The 15,617-nt window shown below is 72.4% G+C and carries 14 protein-coding genes; 11 read left to right on the top strand and 3 right to left on the bottom strand.

Annotated features, from left to right (window positions below; all coding sequences use genetic code 11):
• Positions 1-8 precede the first annotated feature (8 nt).
• A complete protein-coding gene (locus tag ABZ478_RS11325; RefSeq protein WP_359547581.1) occupies positions 9-1,691 on the top strand; it encodes a hypothetical protein in 1,683 nt (560 codons plus the stop codon).
• Here the strand turns inward: ABZ478_RS11325 and ABZ478_RS11320 are convergent.
• Positions 1,688-2,515 carry a hypothetical protein gene (locus ABZ478_RS11320; protein WP_359547578.1) on the bottom strand — a complete coding sequence of 276 codons (828 nt, stop codon included), beginning with the start codon at positions 2,513-2,515 and terminating at the stop codon, positions 1,688-1,690. The two genes, ABZ478_RS11325 and ABZ478_RS11320, sit on opposite strands and share 4 nt — an antisense overlap.
• Before the next feature lie 71 nt (positions 2,516-2,586).
• On the opposite strand from ABZ478_RS11320, the gene ABZ478_RS11315 reads away from it, so the two are divergent.
• The 4 genes from ABZ478_RS11315 to ilvD all read left to right on the top strand — a co-directional run bounded on the left by ABZ478_RS11315 (position 2,587) and on the right by ilvD (position 7,105).
• Entirely contained in the window at positions 2,587-3,519 is a 933-nt protein-coding gene (locus ABZ478_RS11315) for a Ppx/GppA phosphatase family protein (protein ID WP_358937634.1), read from the top strand.
• Between the two features lie 151 nt (positions 3,520-3,670).
• Positions 3,671-4,483 carry a sugar phosphate isomerase/epimerase gene (locus ABZ478_RS11310; protein WP_359547575.1) on the top strand — a complete coding sequence of 271 codons (813 nt, stop codon included), beginning with the start codon at positions 3,671-3,673 and terminating at the stop codon, positions 4,481-4,483.
• A complete protein-coding gene (locus ABZ478_RS11305) occupies positions 4,480-5,085 on the top strand; it encodes a TetR family transcriptional regulator (RefSeq protein WP_358937638.1) in 606 nt (201 codons plus the stop codon). The genes ABZ478_RS11310 and ABZ478_RS11305 overlap by 4 nt, the downstream gene beginning before the upstream one ends.
• Before the next feature lie 166 nt (positions 5,086-5,251).
• Positions 5,252-7,105, top strand: coding sequence for a dihydroxy-acid dehydratase (gene ilvD, locus ABZ478_RS11300; RefSeq protein WP_359547573.1), 1,854 nt, complete (start codon positions 5,252-5,254; stop codon positions 7,103-7,105).
• 52 nt (positions 7,106-7,157) lie between these two features.
• On the opposite strand, the gene ABZ478_RS11295 is transcribed toward ilvD, so the two are convergent.
• Positions 7,158-9,275 carry a serine/threonine-protein kinase gene (locus tag ABZ478_RS11295; protein WP_359547571.1) on the bottom strand — a complete coding sequence of 706 codons (2,118 nt, stop codon included), beginning with the start codon at positions 9,273-9,275 and terminating at the stop codon, positions 7,158-7,160.
• Between the two features lie 181 nt (positions 9,276-9,456).
• Here ABZ478_RS11295 and ABZ478_RS11290 point away from each other — a divergent pair, with 181 nt between their 5' ends.
• The 6 genes from ABZ478_RS11290 to proC all read left to right on the top strand — a co-directional run bounded on the left by ABZ478_RS11290 (position 9,457) and on the right by proC (position 13,820).
• Positions 9,457-9,774 carry an SH3 domain-containing protein gene (locus ABZ478_RS11290; protein WP_359547569.1) on the top strand — a complete coding sequence of 106 codons (318 nt, stop codon included), beginning with the start codon at positions 9,457-9,459 and terminating at the stop codon, positions 9,772-9,774.
• Between the two features lie 42 nt (positions 9,775-9,816).
• A complete protein-coding gene (locus ABZ478_RS11285) occupies positions 9,817-10,341 on the top strand; it encodes an EamA/RhaT family transporter (protein ID WP_359547567.1) in 525 nt (174 codons plus the stop codon).
• An 84-nt stretch (positions 10,342-10,425) separates the two neighbouring features.
• Positions 10,426-11,208, top strand: coding sequence for a class I SAM-dependent methyltransferase (locus ABZ478_RS11280; protein WP_359547564.1), 783 nt, complete (start codon positions 10,426-10,428; stop codon positions 11,206-11,208).
• 120 nt (positions 11,209-11,328) lie between these two features.
• Complete coding sequence (locus tag ABZ478_RS11275) at positions 11,329-12,150, top strand: ABC transporter ATP-binding protein (RefSeq protein WP_359548308.1); 822 nt, start codon at positions 11,329-11,331, stop codon at positions 12,148-12,150.
• The gene (locus tag ABZ478_RS11270; RefSeq protein ID WP_358937652.1) at positions 12,147-12,926 is read left to right on the top strand and encodes an ABC transporter permease; all 780 of its coding nucleotides are present in this window, start codon (positions 12,147-12,149) and stop codon (positions 12,924-12,926) included. The genes ABZ478_RS11275 and ABZ478_RS11270 overlap by 4 nt, the downstream gene beginning before the upstream one ends.
• 81 nt (positions 12,927-13,007) lie before the next feature.
• Positions 13,008-13,820, top strand: a complete 813-nt coding sequence (gene proC, locus ABZ478_RS11265; protein WP_359547562.1) for a pyrroline-5-carboxylate reductase — start codon at positions 13,008-13,010, stop codon at positions 13,818-13,820.
• A gap of 70 nt (positions 13,821-13,890) precedes the next feature.
• Here proC and trpS read toward each other — a convergent pair whose 3' ends face one another.
• Positions 13,891-14,916: a tryptophan--tRNA ligase gene (gene trpS / locus ABZ478_RS11260; RefSeq protein ID WP_359547559.1), complete on the bottom strand. Its 1,026-nt coding sequence runs from the start codon at positions 14,914-14,916 to the stop codon at positions 13,891-13,893.
• Between the last annotated feature and the right edge of the window lie 701 nt (positions 14,917-15,617).

The raw sequence follows: 15,617 nt of genomic DNA, 5'->3' as shown, positions 1-15,617 counted from the left end.
TCGCACGGGTGATGAGCAGCAGTCCGGAGACGACGACCCGCACCACCGGCGCACATCGGACGCACCGGGAGGCGCGCGACCGAGCCGCCGCGCGCACCCTCGCGCAGCGGCCGCCGGCGCGCTACGAGCCGTACCTGGACGGTCTGTTCACCTACTGCCTGTCGGTGCTGTGCGACCACGACGCGGCCACCGCCGCCCTCGGGGACGTCCTGGCGCTGGCCGAGCGGCGCGGACAGCGCGTCCCGGAGGCCGTCGACCAGCGGGCCTGGCTGTACGCACTGGCCCGCTGGGCGTGCCTGCGGGGGCTCGCCGAGGCCCGGCAGAAGCGTCAGGCCACCCACGCGTCGGGCCGCCCGGCCGCCGCGAAGCGGGAGGCCGATCCGCCCGTGGCCCCGGAGGTCCTGGAGCAGCGGCGCGGTGAACTCGCCCTGCTCGCCTGGCCGGAGGCGGCCGGCACCTCCCCCGAGCAGCGCGAGGCCCTGGAGCTCGCCGTCCGCCACCACCTCGCCGCGCGCGAGGTCGCCGCCGTCCTCGGCATGGCGCCCGCCGCCGCGCGCGAGCTGCTGGCCACCGCGGCCTGCGAGGTCGAGCGAACCCGCGCCGCGCTCGCCGTGGTCGAGACCGGCGGCTGCCCGAGCGTGGCCCACCTCACCGGAGACAGCCGGCTGGTCCTCAGCACCACCCTGCGCCGCGAGCTGGTCCGGCACGTCGACGACTGCCCCCGCTGCCGCCGCACCGCCGAGCGCGCCGTCCCCGGCCGCTGGCCCGGCGCCACGGTCACCCCGGCCGAGCTGCCGGTTCTGCAGGCGCCCCGCGCGGCCCTGCACGTCGCCCTCGCGCACCACCCGCGCGCGCGTGGCGCGGCCGCGCCACGCTTCGACCGGCGCGGCTTCCCGATGGACCCCAAGGACCGCGCGGCCCGCCGCGACCGCCTCCGCGCGCGTGCCGTCACCACGACCGTCGTCGCCACCGTGGTCGCCGCCCCCGTGCTCGCCCTGTGGGCCGCCTACCGGGGCGCTCCGGCCCCCGGCGAGGACGGCCGGCCGGGCGCCGCCAGCGAGGCGCAGGGCCCCGACGCGTTCGGCGGCGACACCGGCGGCGGTTACGAGAACGCGGGGAACGCCCGGGTGAAGCCGTCCGGCGTCCCGGCCGAGAAGGGCACGTCGGACGTCTCCGTGAAGGTCGTCAGCGTCGGCGGAGGCGGCGGGAAGGGCGCAGGGGAGCTCGCGGTCGGCGCGCGCACCGACGGCGACATCACGCTGATCACGCTCACCGCGTCCGGCGCGGGACCGGTCCGCTGGTCCGCGTCCACCTCGGCGTCCTGGCTCTACTTCAGCCGGTCCGCGGGCACGCTCCGGCCCGGCGAAACGTTCACGATCAAGGTGTACGTCGACCGGCTGCGCGAGCCGTCCGGCCACTGGCACACCCAGGTGGCGGTCGCACCGGCCGGCGCCGTGGTCACGATCGACGGCTACGGCACCGCCCCCGGCGGACCCCCGGCCCCGCCCTCGACGCCCGCCCCCGACCCGAGTCCCTCGACCCCGGCCCACACCGACCCGCCGTCCAGTCCGCCCCCCTCGCCCTCGGACCCGCCGTCCACGCCGGCCGACCCGACACCGTCCGATCCGCCGAGCTCGTCCCCGCCGCCGCCCACCGACGACGGCGACCCGAGCCCGTCGGACGACGGCTAGGCAGGCCCCGGATCCGCCGGATGCGGAGCCACCAGCGGCAGCTGCGAGGCCAGCCGCTGCTCGCACAGCTCGGCCAGGCGGTCGTAGCCGGCCTTGCCCATCAGCTCGGTCAGCTCCGCCCGGTAGGAGACGTACACCGGCTCGCCCGCGCCGTGCGCCGACGTCGCCGAGGTGCACCACCAGTGCAGGTCATGGCCGCCCGGGCCCCAGCCCCGGCGGTCGTACTCGCCGATCGACACCTGCAGCACGCGCGTGTCGTCCGGCCGCTCGATCCAGTCGTACGTCCGCCGGATCGGCAGCTGCCAGCAGACGTCCGGCTTCGTCTCCAGCGGCTCCCGCCCCTCCTTCAGGGCGAGGATGTGCAGCGAGCAGCCCGCGCCGCCCGCGAAGCCCGGACGGTTCTGGAAGATGCACGACCCCTGGAAGGGCCGGGTCTGCCGGGACCCCTCCTCGTCCTCGGAGGTCCAGCCGTTGCGGACGCCCTCGTCGTGGTGCTGCCAGATCTCCGGCGTGAGCCTCGCCACGTGCCCGGCGACCCGCTTCTCGTCGTCCTCGTCGGAGAAGTGGGCGCCCAGCGAGCAGCACCCGTCGTCCGCGCGGCCCGCCTGGATGCCCTGGCAGCCGCTGCCGAAGATGCAGTTCCAGCGAGAGGTCAGCCATGTCAGATCGCAGCGGAAGACCTGCTCCTCGTCCGCCGGATCGGGAAACTCCACCCACGCGCGCGCGAAGTCGAGCCCCTTCTCGTCACTCACCTTCGGGGCCTTTCTGGGCGTCTTGCCGGACTTGGACGGCTTGTCGTCCTTCGCCTTTTTCGTCTTTGGCACGCGTCCAGGGTAAGTGGCCCGGGGCCGCAGCGGGGACCGAGGACGGCGGATCTGGCAGTAGCGTTCCGTACATGAGACTCGGGGTCCTGGACGTGGGTTCGAACACGGTGCATCTGCTGGTGGTGGACGCCCACCCCGGCGCACGGCCGTTGCCCGCGCACTCGCACAAGGCCGAACTGCGGCTCGCCCAACTGCTCGACGACAGCGGTGCCATCGGCGACGACGGCATCCGCCAACTGGCCGACGTGGTCCGGGACGCGCTCCAGGCCGCCGAGGACAAGGGCGTCGAGGACCTGCTGCCGTTCGCGACCTCCGCGGTCCGGGAGGCCACCAACGCCGACGACGTCCTCGCGCGCGTGGAGGACGAGACCGGCGTACGGCTCCAGGTGCTCACCGGCGCGGAGGAGGCCCGGCTCACCTTCCTCGCCGTCCGCCGCTGGTTCGGCTGGTCCGCCGGCAAACTGCTGGTCCTGGACATCGGCGGCGGCTCCCTGGAGATCGCCTACGGCATGGACGAGGAGCCGGACGCCGCCGTCTCCCTGCCGCTCGGCGCCGGCCGCCTCACCGCCGGCTGGCTGCCCGGCGATCCGCCCGGACCCGACGACGTGCGCGCCCTGCGGCGCCACGTCCGTACGGAGATCGCCCGTACCGTCGGCGAGTTCAGCCGCTTCGGCGCCCCGGACCACGTGGTAGCCACCTCCAAGACCTTCAAGCAGCTCGCCCGTATCGCCGGTGCCGCCCGCAGCGCGGAGGGCCTCTACGTCCAGCGCGAACTCAAGCGGGAGTCCCTGGAGGCCTGGGTGCCCCGGCTGTCCGGGATGACCGCGGACCAGCGCGGGGAACTCCCCGGCGTCTCGGAGGGCAGGGCCGGCCAGCTCCTCGCCGGCGCCCTGGTGGCCGAGGGCGCGATGGACCTGTTCGGCGTGGAGAGCCTGGAGATATGTCCCTGGGCGCTGCGTGAGGGCGTCATCCTCCGCCGTCTCGACCACATGGGCTCGGACTGAGTGCCCGAGGGGTGCGGAACCGTATCCGCACATGCCCGGCGCCGCGCGTGCGAGCGGCCCCGGCATGCCGTGCAACTACGCGGATGGCAAAGCTCACAATGGCGAACCGGCACCCCGCGTCCGGGCCGCCCGACCCCGTAAGGTGACGGACGTGGCTGAACCAAGGGACGTAAAGGTCGCCCTGTCGACGGCCTCGGTGTACCCGGAGTCGACGGCGACGGCCTTCGAGATCGCCGCGCGCGTCGGCTACGACGGCGTCGAGGTCATGGTGTGGACCGACCCGGTGAGCCAGGACATCGAGGCGCTGCGCCGGCTGTCCGACCACCACGGCGTCCCGATCCTCGCCGTGCACGCCCCCTGCCTGCTGATCACCCAGCGCGTCTGGTCCACCGACCCCTGGACCAAGCTCCAGCGCGCCCGGGCGGCCGCCGAGAAGCTGGGCGCCGACACGGTCGTCGTCCACCCGCCCTTCCGCTGGCAGCGGCAGTACGCCCGCGACTTCGTCACCGGGGTGTGGCGGATGGCGAACGAGACGGACGTACGGTTCGCCGTCGAGAACATGTACCCGTGGCGCTACCGCGACCGCGAGATGCTGGCCTACGCCCCCGACTGGGACGTCACCAAGGACGACTACCGGCACTTCACGATCGACCTCAGCCACACCGCGACGGCCCGCACCGACGCCCTCGCCATGATCGACCGCATGGGCGACCGGCTCGGCCACGTCCACCTCGCCGACGGCCGCGGCTCCGCCAAGGACGAGCACCTGGTCCCCGGACGCGGCACCCAGCCCTGCGCCGAACTGCTGGAGCGGCTCACGCACACCGGCTTCGACGGCCACGTCGTGATCGAGGTCAACACCCGGCGGGCGATGTCCAGCGCCGAGCGCGAGGCCGACCTCGCCGAGGCCCTGGCCTTCAGCCGGCAGCACCTCGCCTCCGCCGTGTGGGTGCCACGGCGATGACCGGCACCACCTCGCGCCGGAGGGGCCGGCCCCCGCGCACCGAGTCCGCCGGCACCCGCGACCGCATCCTGGCCGCCGCCCGCGAGGAGTTCTCCGAGCGCGGCTACGAGAAGACCTCCGTGCGCGGCATCGCCAAGGCCGCCGGGGTCGACTCGGCGCTCGTCCACCACTACTTCGGCACCAAGGAGCAGATCTTCGAGGCGTCCATCGCGGTCGCCTTCGCGCCCGCGCTCGAAGCGCCCGACGCGATCGCCGAGGTCCCGCTGGCCGAGGTCGGCGAGCGGCTGACCCGCTTCGTCCTCGGCGTCTGGGAGAACCCCACGACCCGTACGCCCCTGCTCGCGATCGTCCGCTCCGCCGTGAACAACGAGACCGCGGCGGCCGTCTTCCGCCGCCTGGTCGCCACCCAGCTGCTGCGCCGCGTGGCCGCCCAGGTGGACCTGCCGGACCCGGAGCTGCGCGCCGAGCTGGCCGCCGCCCAGCTCGTCGGCGCGGCGCTGATGCGCTACGTGATCAAGCTGGAGCCGCTGGCGTCGGCGGACCTGGAGCAGATCATCGCGCGGGTCGCGCCCGTGGTGCAGCGCCATCTGACACAGCCCTGACCCCCGCGGCCACGCCCTGACACCGTTGCCCGGCCGGCCCCGGCACCCGCGGCCGTGAAACACGCGTCCCGCATTCCGGACATGCTTGTCCATCCCTTGGAGCGGCGGCGTACGCTCGGAGGAGTCAGAACTCTCTGGCAGAAGGTCTTCGAAGGAGCGAGCGACGATGCCCGAGCTGAGGTCCCGCACAGTCACCCACGGCCGCAACATGGCGGGCGCCCGCGCCCTTATGCGCGCCTCCGGTGTACCCGGTGCGGACATCGGCCGGAAGCCGGTCATCGCCGTCGCCAACTCCTTCACCGAGTTCGTGCCCGGCCACACCCACCTCCAGCCGGTCGGCCGGATCGTCAGCGAGGCGATCAAGGAGGCGGGCGGCATCCCGCGCGAGTTCAACACGATCGCCGTGGACGACGGCATCGCCATGGGCCACGGCGGCATGCTCTACTCCCTGCCCTCCCGCGACCTGATCGCGGACTCGGTCGAGTACATGGTCGAGGCCCACTGCGCCGACGCCCTGGTCTGCATTTCCAACTGCGACAAGATCACCCCGGGCATGCTGATGGCGGCCCTGCGCCTGAACATCCCGACGGTCTTCGTCTCCGGCGGCCCGATGGAGTCCGGCCGGGCCACGCTGGTCGACGGCACGGTCCGTACCCTGGACCTGGTCGACGCGATCTCCGACGCCGTCAACGACAAGATCTCCGACGAGGACATCCTCCGTATCGAGGAGAACGCCTGCCCGACCTGCGGCAGCTGTTCCGGCATGTTCACCGCCAACTCGATGAACTGCCTGACCGAGGCGATCGGCCTCTCCCTGCCCGGCAACGGCTCGGTCCTCGCCACCCACACCGCCCGCCGCGCCCTGTACGAGAACGCGGCCCGCACGGTCATGGACCTCACCCGCCGTTACTACGAGCAGGACGACGACACCGTCCTGCCGCTGAACATCGCCACCTTCCAGGCCTTCGAGAACGCCATGGCCCTGGACATCGCGATGGGCGGCTCCACCAACACGATCCTGCACCTGCTGGCCGCCGCCCAGGAGGCGGGCGTCCCCTTCGGCCTGGAGCAGATCGACGCCGTCTCGCGCCGCGTCCCCTGCCTCGCCAAGGTCGCGCCCAACGTCGCGAAGAACCGCACGTACTACATGGAGGACGTGCACCGTGCCGGCGGCATCCCCGCCCTGCTCGGCGAACTGCACCGCGGCGGTCTGCTCAACGAGGACGTCCACGCCGTCCACAGCCCCTCCCTGTCCGACTGGCTGAAGACCTGGGACGTCCGCGGTGGCTCCCCGTCGCCGGAGGCCGTCGAGCTGTGGCACGCGGCCCCCGGCTGCGTCCGCTCCGCCGAGGCCTTCTCCCAGTCCGAGCGCTGGGAGGCCCTGGACGACGACGCCGAGGGCGGCTGCATCCGCTCCGTCGAGCACGCGTACTCCAAGGACGGCGGTCTCGCGGTCCTCCGGGGCAACCTGGCCGTCGACGGCTGCGTGGTGAAGACCGCCGGCGTGGACGAGTCGATCTGGACCTTCGAGGGCCCGGCGGTGGTCTGCGAGTCGCAGGAGGAGGCCGTCCAGCGGATCCTCACCCAGGAGGTCAAGGACGGCGACGTCGTCGTCATCCGCTACGAGGGCCCCAAGGGCGGCCCCGGCATGCAGGAGATGCTCTACCCGACCTCGTACCTGAAGGGCCGCGGACTGGGCAAGAGCTGCGCGCTGATCACCGACGGCCGCTTCTCCGGCGGCACGTCCGGCCTGTCCATCGGGCACGCCTCCCCGGAGGCGGCGTCCGGCGGCACCATCGCCCTGGTCCAGGACGGCGACCGCATCCGCATCGACATCCCGAACCGCACGATCGAGCTGCTGGTCGACGAGGCCGAGCTGGCCCGGCGCGACCAGGCGCTGGCCGGGGCGTACGCCCCGAAGAAGCGCGACCGCAAGGTCTCCGCCGCGCTGCGCGCCTACGCGGCCATGGCGACCAGCGCCGACAAGGGCGCGGTGCGCGACGTCAGCAAGCTGGGCTGACCCGGAGTTCCCCGAGGGGCCGTCTCCACCGGGGGCGGCCCCTCGAGCCGTCTCACCAGGCCGCGGGGTCCTTCGCGGGGACGGCGAAGACGGTGCCGTCGGGGGCGGTGGCGTAGACGCGCGGGCCGATGAGGACGGGCGCGGAGGGCGCGCCCACGACCTGGGCCGGGTCCGACCCCAGCCGTGCCGGTGTCTGGCCGATCAGCTTCCCTCGGACTGCGTCCACCGCGAGAAGCCGTCCGTCGGCCAGACTGAAGTACACCCTCCTGCCGTCGGTGACCGGTGCGGAGACATGGCTTGCCGAGGTTTCCAGGCGCCACAGTTCTTCTCGTGCGTCCATGTCGACGGCGGCCAGTGAGCCGGTGCTACCCAGGAGGTAGACGTTCCGCCCCCGCACGGTGGCTTGGGCGTCGTCGAGCGGGACGGGCAGTTGGACTCGGTGCGTCTCCTGTGACGCGGGTCTGTAACGGACGACTTCTTCGGCTCTGCCGTAAACGCTGTTGACGGCGAGGAAGAAGACCGAGCCGCTCTGGGCGCCGACCGGCTGCAGCGTCCCGGCGAGTCGCCCATCCCAACGCACCCGCCCCGTACGTGGATCCACCGCGCTCGCCCAGGTGCTGGAGCCGTCGGTGTTCGTGCGGACCGTGTAGACCAGTGGGTCTCCCGAGAAGGACCGCACGGTCGGCGTGCCTTGTCCGGGGAACGCACGCCGCCACCGCGTGTCACCGGTGGCGGCGTCCACGCCGGTGACCGTCCCGTCGGGGCGGATGAGCAGGACCATGTCGTCCGCGCGATGAACAGTCGTGCCGGGGGGCAGCGGACGTCGCCAGACCTCTTTGCCCGTGGCGGGCGCGAGAGCAGCCAGTCGATCTCCTCTCGTGTACGTCTGCACGAGTCCCGCGGACACGGCGGGCGGTTCGCTCGACGCCTGCCCTGCCACCGGGTGCCGCCACAGCAGAGCGCCGTCGTCGGGAGACAGCGCGAACACCGTGCCGGGCCGGGCGCAGAGCAGTCGCCGCGCACCGTACGAGCACTGGGGCATGCTCTTGCCCGCGCCGGTCGGCCTGGCTGTCCACGCGGCGGACGCCGGCGACATGCGCGGGCTCTTCGGACCAGGCGTGTCACGCGGGCCGTCGAACACGTGGATCGCGGCCAGGGCGCCGAGCACGGCCAGACCGACGCCCGCGGCGCCGACGGCCGCCGCGCGGCTTCCGCGGCGGCGCGGTGTTCCGGACCGCGGCGCGGCCGGCTCGTCGGGCACGTGCGGCTCGTCGGGCACGTGCGGCTTCCTGCCGTCCTCGCTCGTCCGCTGCGCAGGTATGAACGCCTGCGTGTCGTACGAGGCGGCCAGGGACCGCAGCTCCCGCATCAGCTCGTCCGCGGTCGGACGATCGTCCGGCTCCTTGGCGAGACAGCGGAGCACCAACGGAGCGAGGTTCTCGGGCACTCCCGTCAGATCCGGCTCGTCGTGCACCACCTGATAGGCCACGACGTAGGGACTGTCCGAGTCGAACGGCCCGCGGCCGGTGGCGGCATGCACCAGCACCGAACCGAGGGCGAAGATGTCCGCCGCCGGACCGACCTCGCGGGGCCGCCGGAACTGCTCGGGCGCCATGAACGGCGGCGTACCGATCAGTTTGCCCGTCTCGGTGCGAAGTTCACTGTCCTTCGGCCGGGAGATGCCGAAGTCGATGACCTTCGGCCCGTCCTCGGCGAGCAGGACGTTGCTCGGCTTGAGATCCCGGTGCACCACGCCCACCCGGTGGATGTCACGCAGGGCCTCCGCGAGCCCGGCCATGAGCCGGCGCAACTGCGCCGACGGCATGGGGCCGTTCCGCTTCACGTGATCCGAAAGAGTCGGACCGGGGATGAACAGCGTCGCCATCCAGGGGCGTTCAGCGTTGGGGTCGGCGTCCACGACCGGCGCGGTGAAGGCGCCGCTCACCCTGCGAGCGGCGGCCACCTCCTGCCGGAAACGACCCCTGAACTCGCGGTCCCTGGCGAACTCGGCGTGGACGACCTTCACCGCGAGCTTCAACCCGGAGTCACTGCGGGCCAGATGGACCACACCCATGCCGCCGGAACCCAGGTGTGACTCCAGGCGATACCGGCCGGCGTACTCGGGAAGTTCCGCTTCCGCGCCCGCTCCAATGCTGCGCTGCGGCGCCATGGACCACCCCCGTGCTGTTCGTCCGTGCGCGCGACGCACGGAGCCTAGTCGATGACTCGTGCGAGACAGAGGCGGCTTGCTAGCCTCCGCGTGCGAGTCGCGGACACGTCGTCCGACTCGCCTCAAGGGGATGGAAACGCGACCCCATGACAGCGATGGGGACGAACGGGGGAGGCAATCGATGTCTGTCGAACGCGTCGAGGAGACCGACGGCGGTGGTGCGGAGGAGGCCGCGGTCTCGACACAGGCACTGCGCTACTACTCGGTGGCGCCGGGAGTCCGTCTCAACGTCCGAAACGGCCCCGGCACCGACTACGGAATCGTCCGCGTCCTGACCGAGGGAGCCAAGGTCCCGGTGTACTGCCAGTCGCCGGGTACGACGGTGACGGGTCCGTACGGCACGTCGAAGATCTGGGACAACATCAGCAACGGCCAGTACGTCTCCGACGCCTACGTCCAGACCGGCAGCGACGGCTACATCGCCCCGCGCTGCGGCTGACCCCGCCCGGAGCCCGCCCGCGTCCGGAGCCATAATCGTCACGTGAGCGACGACACCGGCACCCCGGAGGACCAGGCGGGCTCCGCGCGCGGCGAGACCGCGGGCGGCGGGCCCCGGCCCGAACCCCTCCGCTTCTTCGGCACCTCCTGGGTGGAGCAGGACCACGGGTACGCGGCCCGCCGGGCCGGCGTGGCGGCGGGCTCCCTCGCCGCGGCCGTCGTCTCCTGCCTGGTGCTGCGCTTCGCCTACGACGGCCTGCAGATCGCCGGCACCGGCGCCTTCGTGACCGTGCTGATCATCGCCATGTTCGCGATCTGCAGCGCGCTTGCCTTCCGCAACACCTGGGAGGGGTTCGGCAGGCGCCACGACCCCCAGCGGCAGGCCTCGCTGCGCGGCCTGCTCGCCATCGGCTTCGTCGGCTCGCTGCTGGCCTACTTCTTCCGCGCCCTCACCGAGGCCCCGGGCGAGAAGCTGCACCGCGAGGAGTACGACAAGGCCCGCGAGGAGTACGCGCGCCGGACCTCCCGGCGCACGGGCAACCCGTCGAAGCGGAAGCGCCGCGGCTGACCCGGGGCCGGCGGCACGGCTCGGCGCCGCCGCGCCCCTGAAACCGTTTGTGTCCCCGCCCCCCGGCGTGGACAGCATGGCGGTATGACCACGTCCCACACCGCGGAGCCGTCGCGCGGCCTGCGCGCCCACTCCTTCAACGCGGCGGCCGCCCAGTACGCCGCCAACCGTCCCTCCTACCCGCCCGCCCTCCTGGACGCGGTGGAGGATCTGGCCGGCCGCCCCCTGTCCGGCGCCCGGGTCGTGGACGTCGGCGCCGGCACCGGTATCGCCACCGCCCTGCTGCGGGCCCGAGGGGCCGACGTCCTCGCGGTCGAACCGGGGGAGGGCATGGCCGCCGAGTTCCGCCGCGCCCTGCCGGACGTCCCCGTCGTGCGGGGCGACGGCAACGCCCTCCCCGTCGCCGACGCCCACGCCGATCTCCTCACCTACGCCCAGGCCTGGCACTGGACCGACCCCGCCCGGGCGGTGCCGGAGGCGCTGCGCGTGCTGCGTCCGGGCGGGACGCTGGCGCTGTGGTGGAACACCGACGCCGTCGACGTCGAGTGGATCGCCGAGTCGGCCGAGCGGACCGCCCGCTTCGTCGGGGTCGACATCCCCGCCGAGAAGCGCGGGGCCGGCGACCGCGCGCAGGCCGACCCCACCGGGCGCCTCCGCTTCACCCGCCGTGACATCCGCTGGAGCCGCCGCGTCCCGCTGGACACCCACCTCGCCAACATCGGCAGCCACTCGGCGCTCCTGGTCGCGCCGGCGGAGCGCAGGGACGCCTTCCTGGAGGAGGAGCGCGCCCATCTGCTGAAGGTCTTCCCGGGCGGCGTCGTCGAGGAGACGTACGACGTGCTCCTGCTCGTCGCCACCAAGCCCTGACACCACATCACCGACGAGAGGAAGCGGCGGCCGGTCACACCGGCCGCCGCTTCCGCGTCCGGGAGCACACGAACGCGCCCCTTGACGGCACCGGCTCGCCGGACGATTATTCATCGCGTGATGAATTATGTGTCCGATCCACCCCGGCCCACGGCACCGGACGCCGTGCGCGCCGACGGCCTCACCGTCGTCCGCGGCTCCCGCACCGTCCTGCGCCACCTCGGCTTCACCGTCGCGCGCGGCCGGATCACCGGCCTGCTCGGCCCCTCCGGCTGCGGCAAATCCACCCTCATGCGCTCCATCGTCGGCACCCAGGCCAAGGTCTCCGGCACCCTCGACGTCCTCGGCCGCCCCGCCGGACACCCCACCCTGCGCAGCCGCATCGGCTACGTCACCCAGGCCCCCTCCGTCTACGACGACCTGACCGTCCGCCAGAACCTCGACTACTTCGCCTCGGTCCTCGACCCCGGCCGCACCAGGCCCGACCGCCGCGACGACGTCGCCCGCGTCCTCACCGACGTCGACCTCACCGGCCACGCCGACGCCCTCGCCGGCAACCTCTCCGGCGGCCAGCGCAGCCGCGTCTCCCTGGCCGTCGCCCTCCTCGGCGCCCCCGAACTCCTCGTCCTGGACGAACCGACGGTCGGCCTCGACCCCGTCCTGCGCCGCGACCTGTGGAACCTCTTCCACGCCCTCGTCGCCGACCGGGGCGTCACCCTCCTCGTCTCCTCCCACGTCATGGACGAGGCCGAACGCTGCCACCGGCTGCTCCTGATGCGCGACGGCCGGATCCTCGCCGGGGGCACCTCCCGGCCGGAGGCCGGGGGAGACACCCCGGACGCCCTGCGCGCCCGTACCGGCACCGACACCGTCGAGGCCGCGTTCCTCCGCCTGGTGGACCAGGACGCCGCCGCGGACCGCACCGAGGAGACGACACGATGAGCACGACACCCCTGGCGGCCGCCGCCCCGACCGGCGCCTTCAACGCCACCCGCACCACCGCCACCGCGGCCCGAGTCCTGCGCCAGCTCCGGCACGACCCGCGGACCATCGCGCTGATGATCCTCGTCCCCTGCCTGATGCTGGTCCTGCTGCGCTACGTCTTCGACGCCAGCCCCCGCACCTTCGACAACATCGGCGCCTCGCTGCTCGGCATCTTCCCGCTGATCACGATGTTCCTGGTGACCTCGATCGCCACCCTGCGCGAACGCACCTCGGGCACCCTCGAACGTCTCCTCGCCATGCCCCTGGGCAAAGCGGACCTCATCGCCGGCTACGCGCTCGCCTTCGGCGCCCTCGCCGTCGTCCAGTCCGCCCTCGCCACCGGACTCGCGCTCTGGCTCCTCGGCCTGGACGTCACCGGCTCGGCCTGGCTGCTCCTGCTCGTCGCGCTCCTCGACGCCCTGCTCGGCACGGCCCTCGGTCTCTTCGTCTCGGCCTTCGCGGCCTCCGAGTTCCAGGCGGTCCAGTTCATGCCCGCGGTGATCTTCCCCCAGCTCCTGCTCTGCGGACTCTTCACACCCCGTTCCGACATGCACCCCGCCCTCGAGGCCGTCTCCGACGTCCTGCCCATGTCGTACGCCGTCGACGGCATGAACGAGGTCCTCCACCACACCGACATGACCGCCACGTTCCTGCGCGACGTACTGATCGTGGCCGGCTGCGCCGTCCTGGTCCTGGTCCTCGGCGCGGCGACCCTGCGACGGCGGACGGCGTAGGGCCGGTCGTGGCAGGCGGTCCGCGTTCCGTCAGCCGGACAACGGCCCGCACCCCACGGCCCCGGTGCCAGACTGAACCGCATGAGCCAGAAAGTCGCAGTCCTCGGCACCGGCAAGATCGGCGAAGCCCTGCTCAGCGGAATGATCCGGGCCGGCTGGGCCCCCGCCGATCTCCTGGTCACCGCCCGCCGCCCCGAACGCGCCGAGGAACTCCGCGCCCGCCACGGAGTCACCGCGGTCACCAACACCGAGGCCGCCAAGACCGCCGACACCCTGATCCTCACGGTCAAGCCGCAGGACATGGGCGCCCTCCTGGACGAACTCGCCCCGCACCTCCCCGCCGACCGCCTGGTCATCAGCGGCGCCGCCGGCATCCCCACCTCCTTCTTCGAGGAGCGCCTGGCCGCCGGCACCCCGGTCGTCCGGGTCATGACGAACACGCCCGCCCTCGTCGACGAGGCCATGTCCGTCATCTCCGCGGGCAGCCACGCCGGGGAGGCGCACCTCGCCCACGCCGAGGAGATCTTCGGCGGTGTCGGCAAGACCCTGCGCGTCCCCGAGACCCAGCAGGACGCCTGCACCGCGCTGTCCGGCTCCGGCCCGGCGTACTTCTTCTACCTGGTCGAGGCCATGACCGACGCCGGCATCCTGCTCGGTCTGCCCCGCGACAAGGCCCACGACCTGATCGTCCAGTCCGCCATCGGCGCCGCGGTGATGCTCCGCGACAGCGGCGAGCACCCGGTCAAGCTGCGCGAGAACGTGACCTCCCCCGCCGGTACGACGATCAACGCCATCCGCGAGCTGGAGAACCACGGCGTACGCGCCGCCCTCATCGCCGCCCTGGAGGCCGCCCGCGACCGGAGCCGCGAACTGGCCTCCGGCAAGAAGGACTGAAAGAGAACGACCGCACCCGGGGCGGCGGGACACCGATTTCCCCCCACCGCCCCGGAGCCGTCCGGCTTCCCTACGGGGCCGAGTCCGGTGCGGGCTCGGACACGGCCGGCACCAGACCGATCGCGCGATAGGCGGCGTCGACGGTCGGCCGCGCCATCGCCCGGGCCTTCTCCGCGCCCCGGCGAAGCACCCCCTCCATATAGGAGGGGTCCGCGCACAGCTCCCGGTGCCTTTCCCGCACCGGCCTGAGCACCTCCACCACGGCCTCCGCGGTGTCCTTCTTCAAGGCGCCGTACGAGTCGTAGTCAGCGGCAAGCGCCTGCGGGTCCCCGCCCGTGCAGGCGCCGAGGATCTCCAGCAGGTTCGCCACCCCCGGCCGCGCCTCCCGGTCGTACTCCACGTCCCGGCCGCTGTCGGTCACGGCCCGCATGACCTTCTTGCGCACCACGTCCGGCTCGTCGAGCAGGTAGACGATCCCGGGCCCGGAGTCGTCGGACTTCCCCATCTTCGACGTCGGGTCCTGAAGGTTCATCACCCGGGCGGCCACCTCCGGAGGAGTGGCTCTGGGCACCACGAAGGTCTGCCCGTACCGCTGGTTGAACCGCACCGCCAGGTCCCGCGTCAGCTCGACGTGCTGCGTCTGGTCCTCGCCGACCGGCACCTCGTCGGCCCCGTAGGCCAGGATGTCCGCCGCCATCAGCACCGGATACGTCAGCAGCGACAGCCGTACGCTCCCGCCCCGCCCACGCTCGCGCGGCGCCTTCTCCTTGTACTGGATCATGCGGCGCATCTCGCCGTCCGTCGCCACGCACTCCAGCAGGTACGACAGACGCGTGTGCTCGTCGACGTGGCTCTGCAGGAACACGGTGCACAGCTCCGGGTCGAGTCCCGACGCGAGCAGCAGCGTCGCCGCCTGCCGGCTCAGTCTGAGCACCCGGGCCGGATCGTGGTCCACCGTCAGGGCGTGCAGGTCGACGACGCAGAACAGGGCGTCCGACCTGTGCTGGTCCACCTCGGCCCAGCGGCGCATGGCTCCCAGGTAGTTGCCGAGGGTCAGATGCCCGGTCGGCTTGATCCCGCTGAAGACCCGTGTCATCTCCGCTCCATTTCCTGATCGAGACCGCCGTTCCGACCGGCCGGCCCCCGGAGTCCTGGAGGAGATACGAGAACGGCCGCCGAAGCGGCGGCCGTTGAGTGCATACGTGAGTCGGCCGCCGTCAGGCGGCCCACCAGAGCTGGCTACACGTATGCGTGGTCATGCCGTCAGGGTACGCCTCACCTGTGGCCTCGGGGGTGAGTTGACACACCCCGGCCCCGTGCGTAGTGTTCTCCGAGTTGTCCGACGTGAGCGCCGACCTCGGTCGGTCCCCGGACAGCGATTCCGCAGGTACCAGCCACTTCATCGACGTTCCGCGTCGGCTGTTTTGGCGTGCGTATTCGCGAAATGAGGAATCCACGTTCGAAAGGACGCGGCCCCCGATTAGCTCGGGAGCCGGGAATCCGCTAAAGTCTCACTCGTCGGAACGGCCCAACAGCCGCGAAGACAAACCCGCCGACCGGGAATCGGACGCCGAAAGGATCTGATAGAGTCGGAACCGCCGGAAAGGGAAACGCGAGAGCGGGAACCTGGAAAGCACCGAGGAAATCGGGTCGAGAAAAGATCTGATAGAGTCGGAAACGCAAGACCGAAGGGAAGCGCCCGGAGGAAAGCCCGAGAGGGTGAGTACAAAGGAAGCGACCGTTCCTTGAGAACTCAACAGCGTGCCAAAAATCAACGCCAGATTAGTTGATACCCCG

The organism is Streptomyces sp. NPDC005706, from assembly GCF_040631045.1.
Taxonomy (GTDB): Bacteria; Actinomycetota; Actinomycetes; order Streptomycetales; family Streptomycetaceae; genus Streptomyces.
This window is presented reverse-complemented; position numbering and strand designations above follow the sequence as displayed.

Excerpts from the sequence above, each read along its gene's own strand:
- ABZ478_RS11290 (WP_359547569.1), top strand. The coding sequence starts at position 9,457 with ATGTCTGTCGAACGCGTCGAGGAGACCGACGGCGGTGGTGCGGAGGAG.
- ilvD (WP_359547573.1), top strand. The coding sequence starts at position 5,252 with ATGCCCGAGCTGAGGTCCCGCACAGTCACCCACGGCCGCAACATGGCG.
- ABZ478_RS11270 (WP_358937652.1), top strand. The coding sequence starts at position 12,147 with ATGAGCACGACACCCCTGGCGGCCGCCGCCCCGACCGGCGCCTTCAAC.
- trpS (WP_359547559.1), bottom strand. The coding sequence starts at position 14,916 with ATGACACGGGTCTTCAGCGGGATCAAGCCGACCGGGCATCTGACCCTC.
- ABZ478_RS11280 (WP_359547564.1), top strand. The coding sequence starts at position 10,426 with ATGACCACGTCCCACACCGCGGAGCCGTCGCGCGGCCTGCGCGCCCAC.
- ABZ478_RS11295 (WP_359547571.1), bottom strand. The coding sequence starts at position 9,275 with ATGGCGCCGCAGCGCAGCATTGGAGCGGGCGCGGAAGCGGAACTTCCC.
- ABZ478_RS11275 (WP_359548308.1), top strand. The coding sequence starts at position 11,329 with ATGAATTATGTGTCCGATCCACCCCGGCCCACGGCACCGGACGCCGTG.
- ABZ478_RS11305 (WP_358937638.1), top strand. The coding sequence starts at position 4,480 with ATGACCGGCACCACCTCGCGCCGGAGGGGCCGGCCCCCGCGCACCGAG.
- ABZ478_RS11315 (WP_358937634.1), top strand. The coding sequence starts at position 2,587 with ATGAGACTCGGGGTCCTGGACGTGGGTTCGAACACGGTGCATCTGCTG.
- proC (WP_359547562.1), top strand. The coding sequence starts at position 13,008 with ATGAGCCAGAAAGTCGCAGTCCTCGGCACCGGCAAGATCGGCGAAGCC.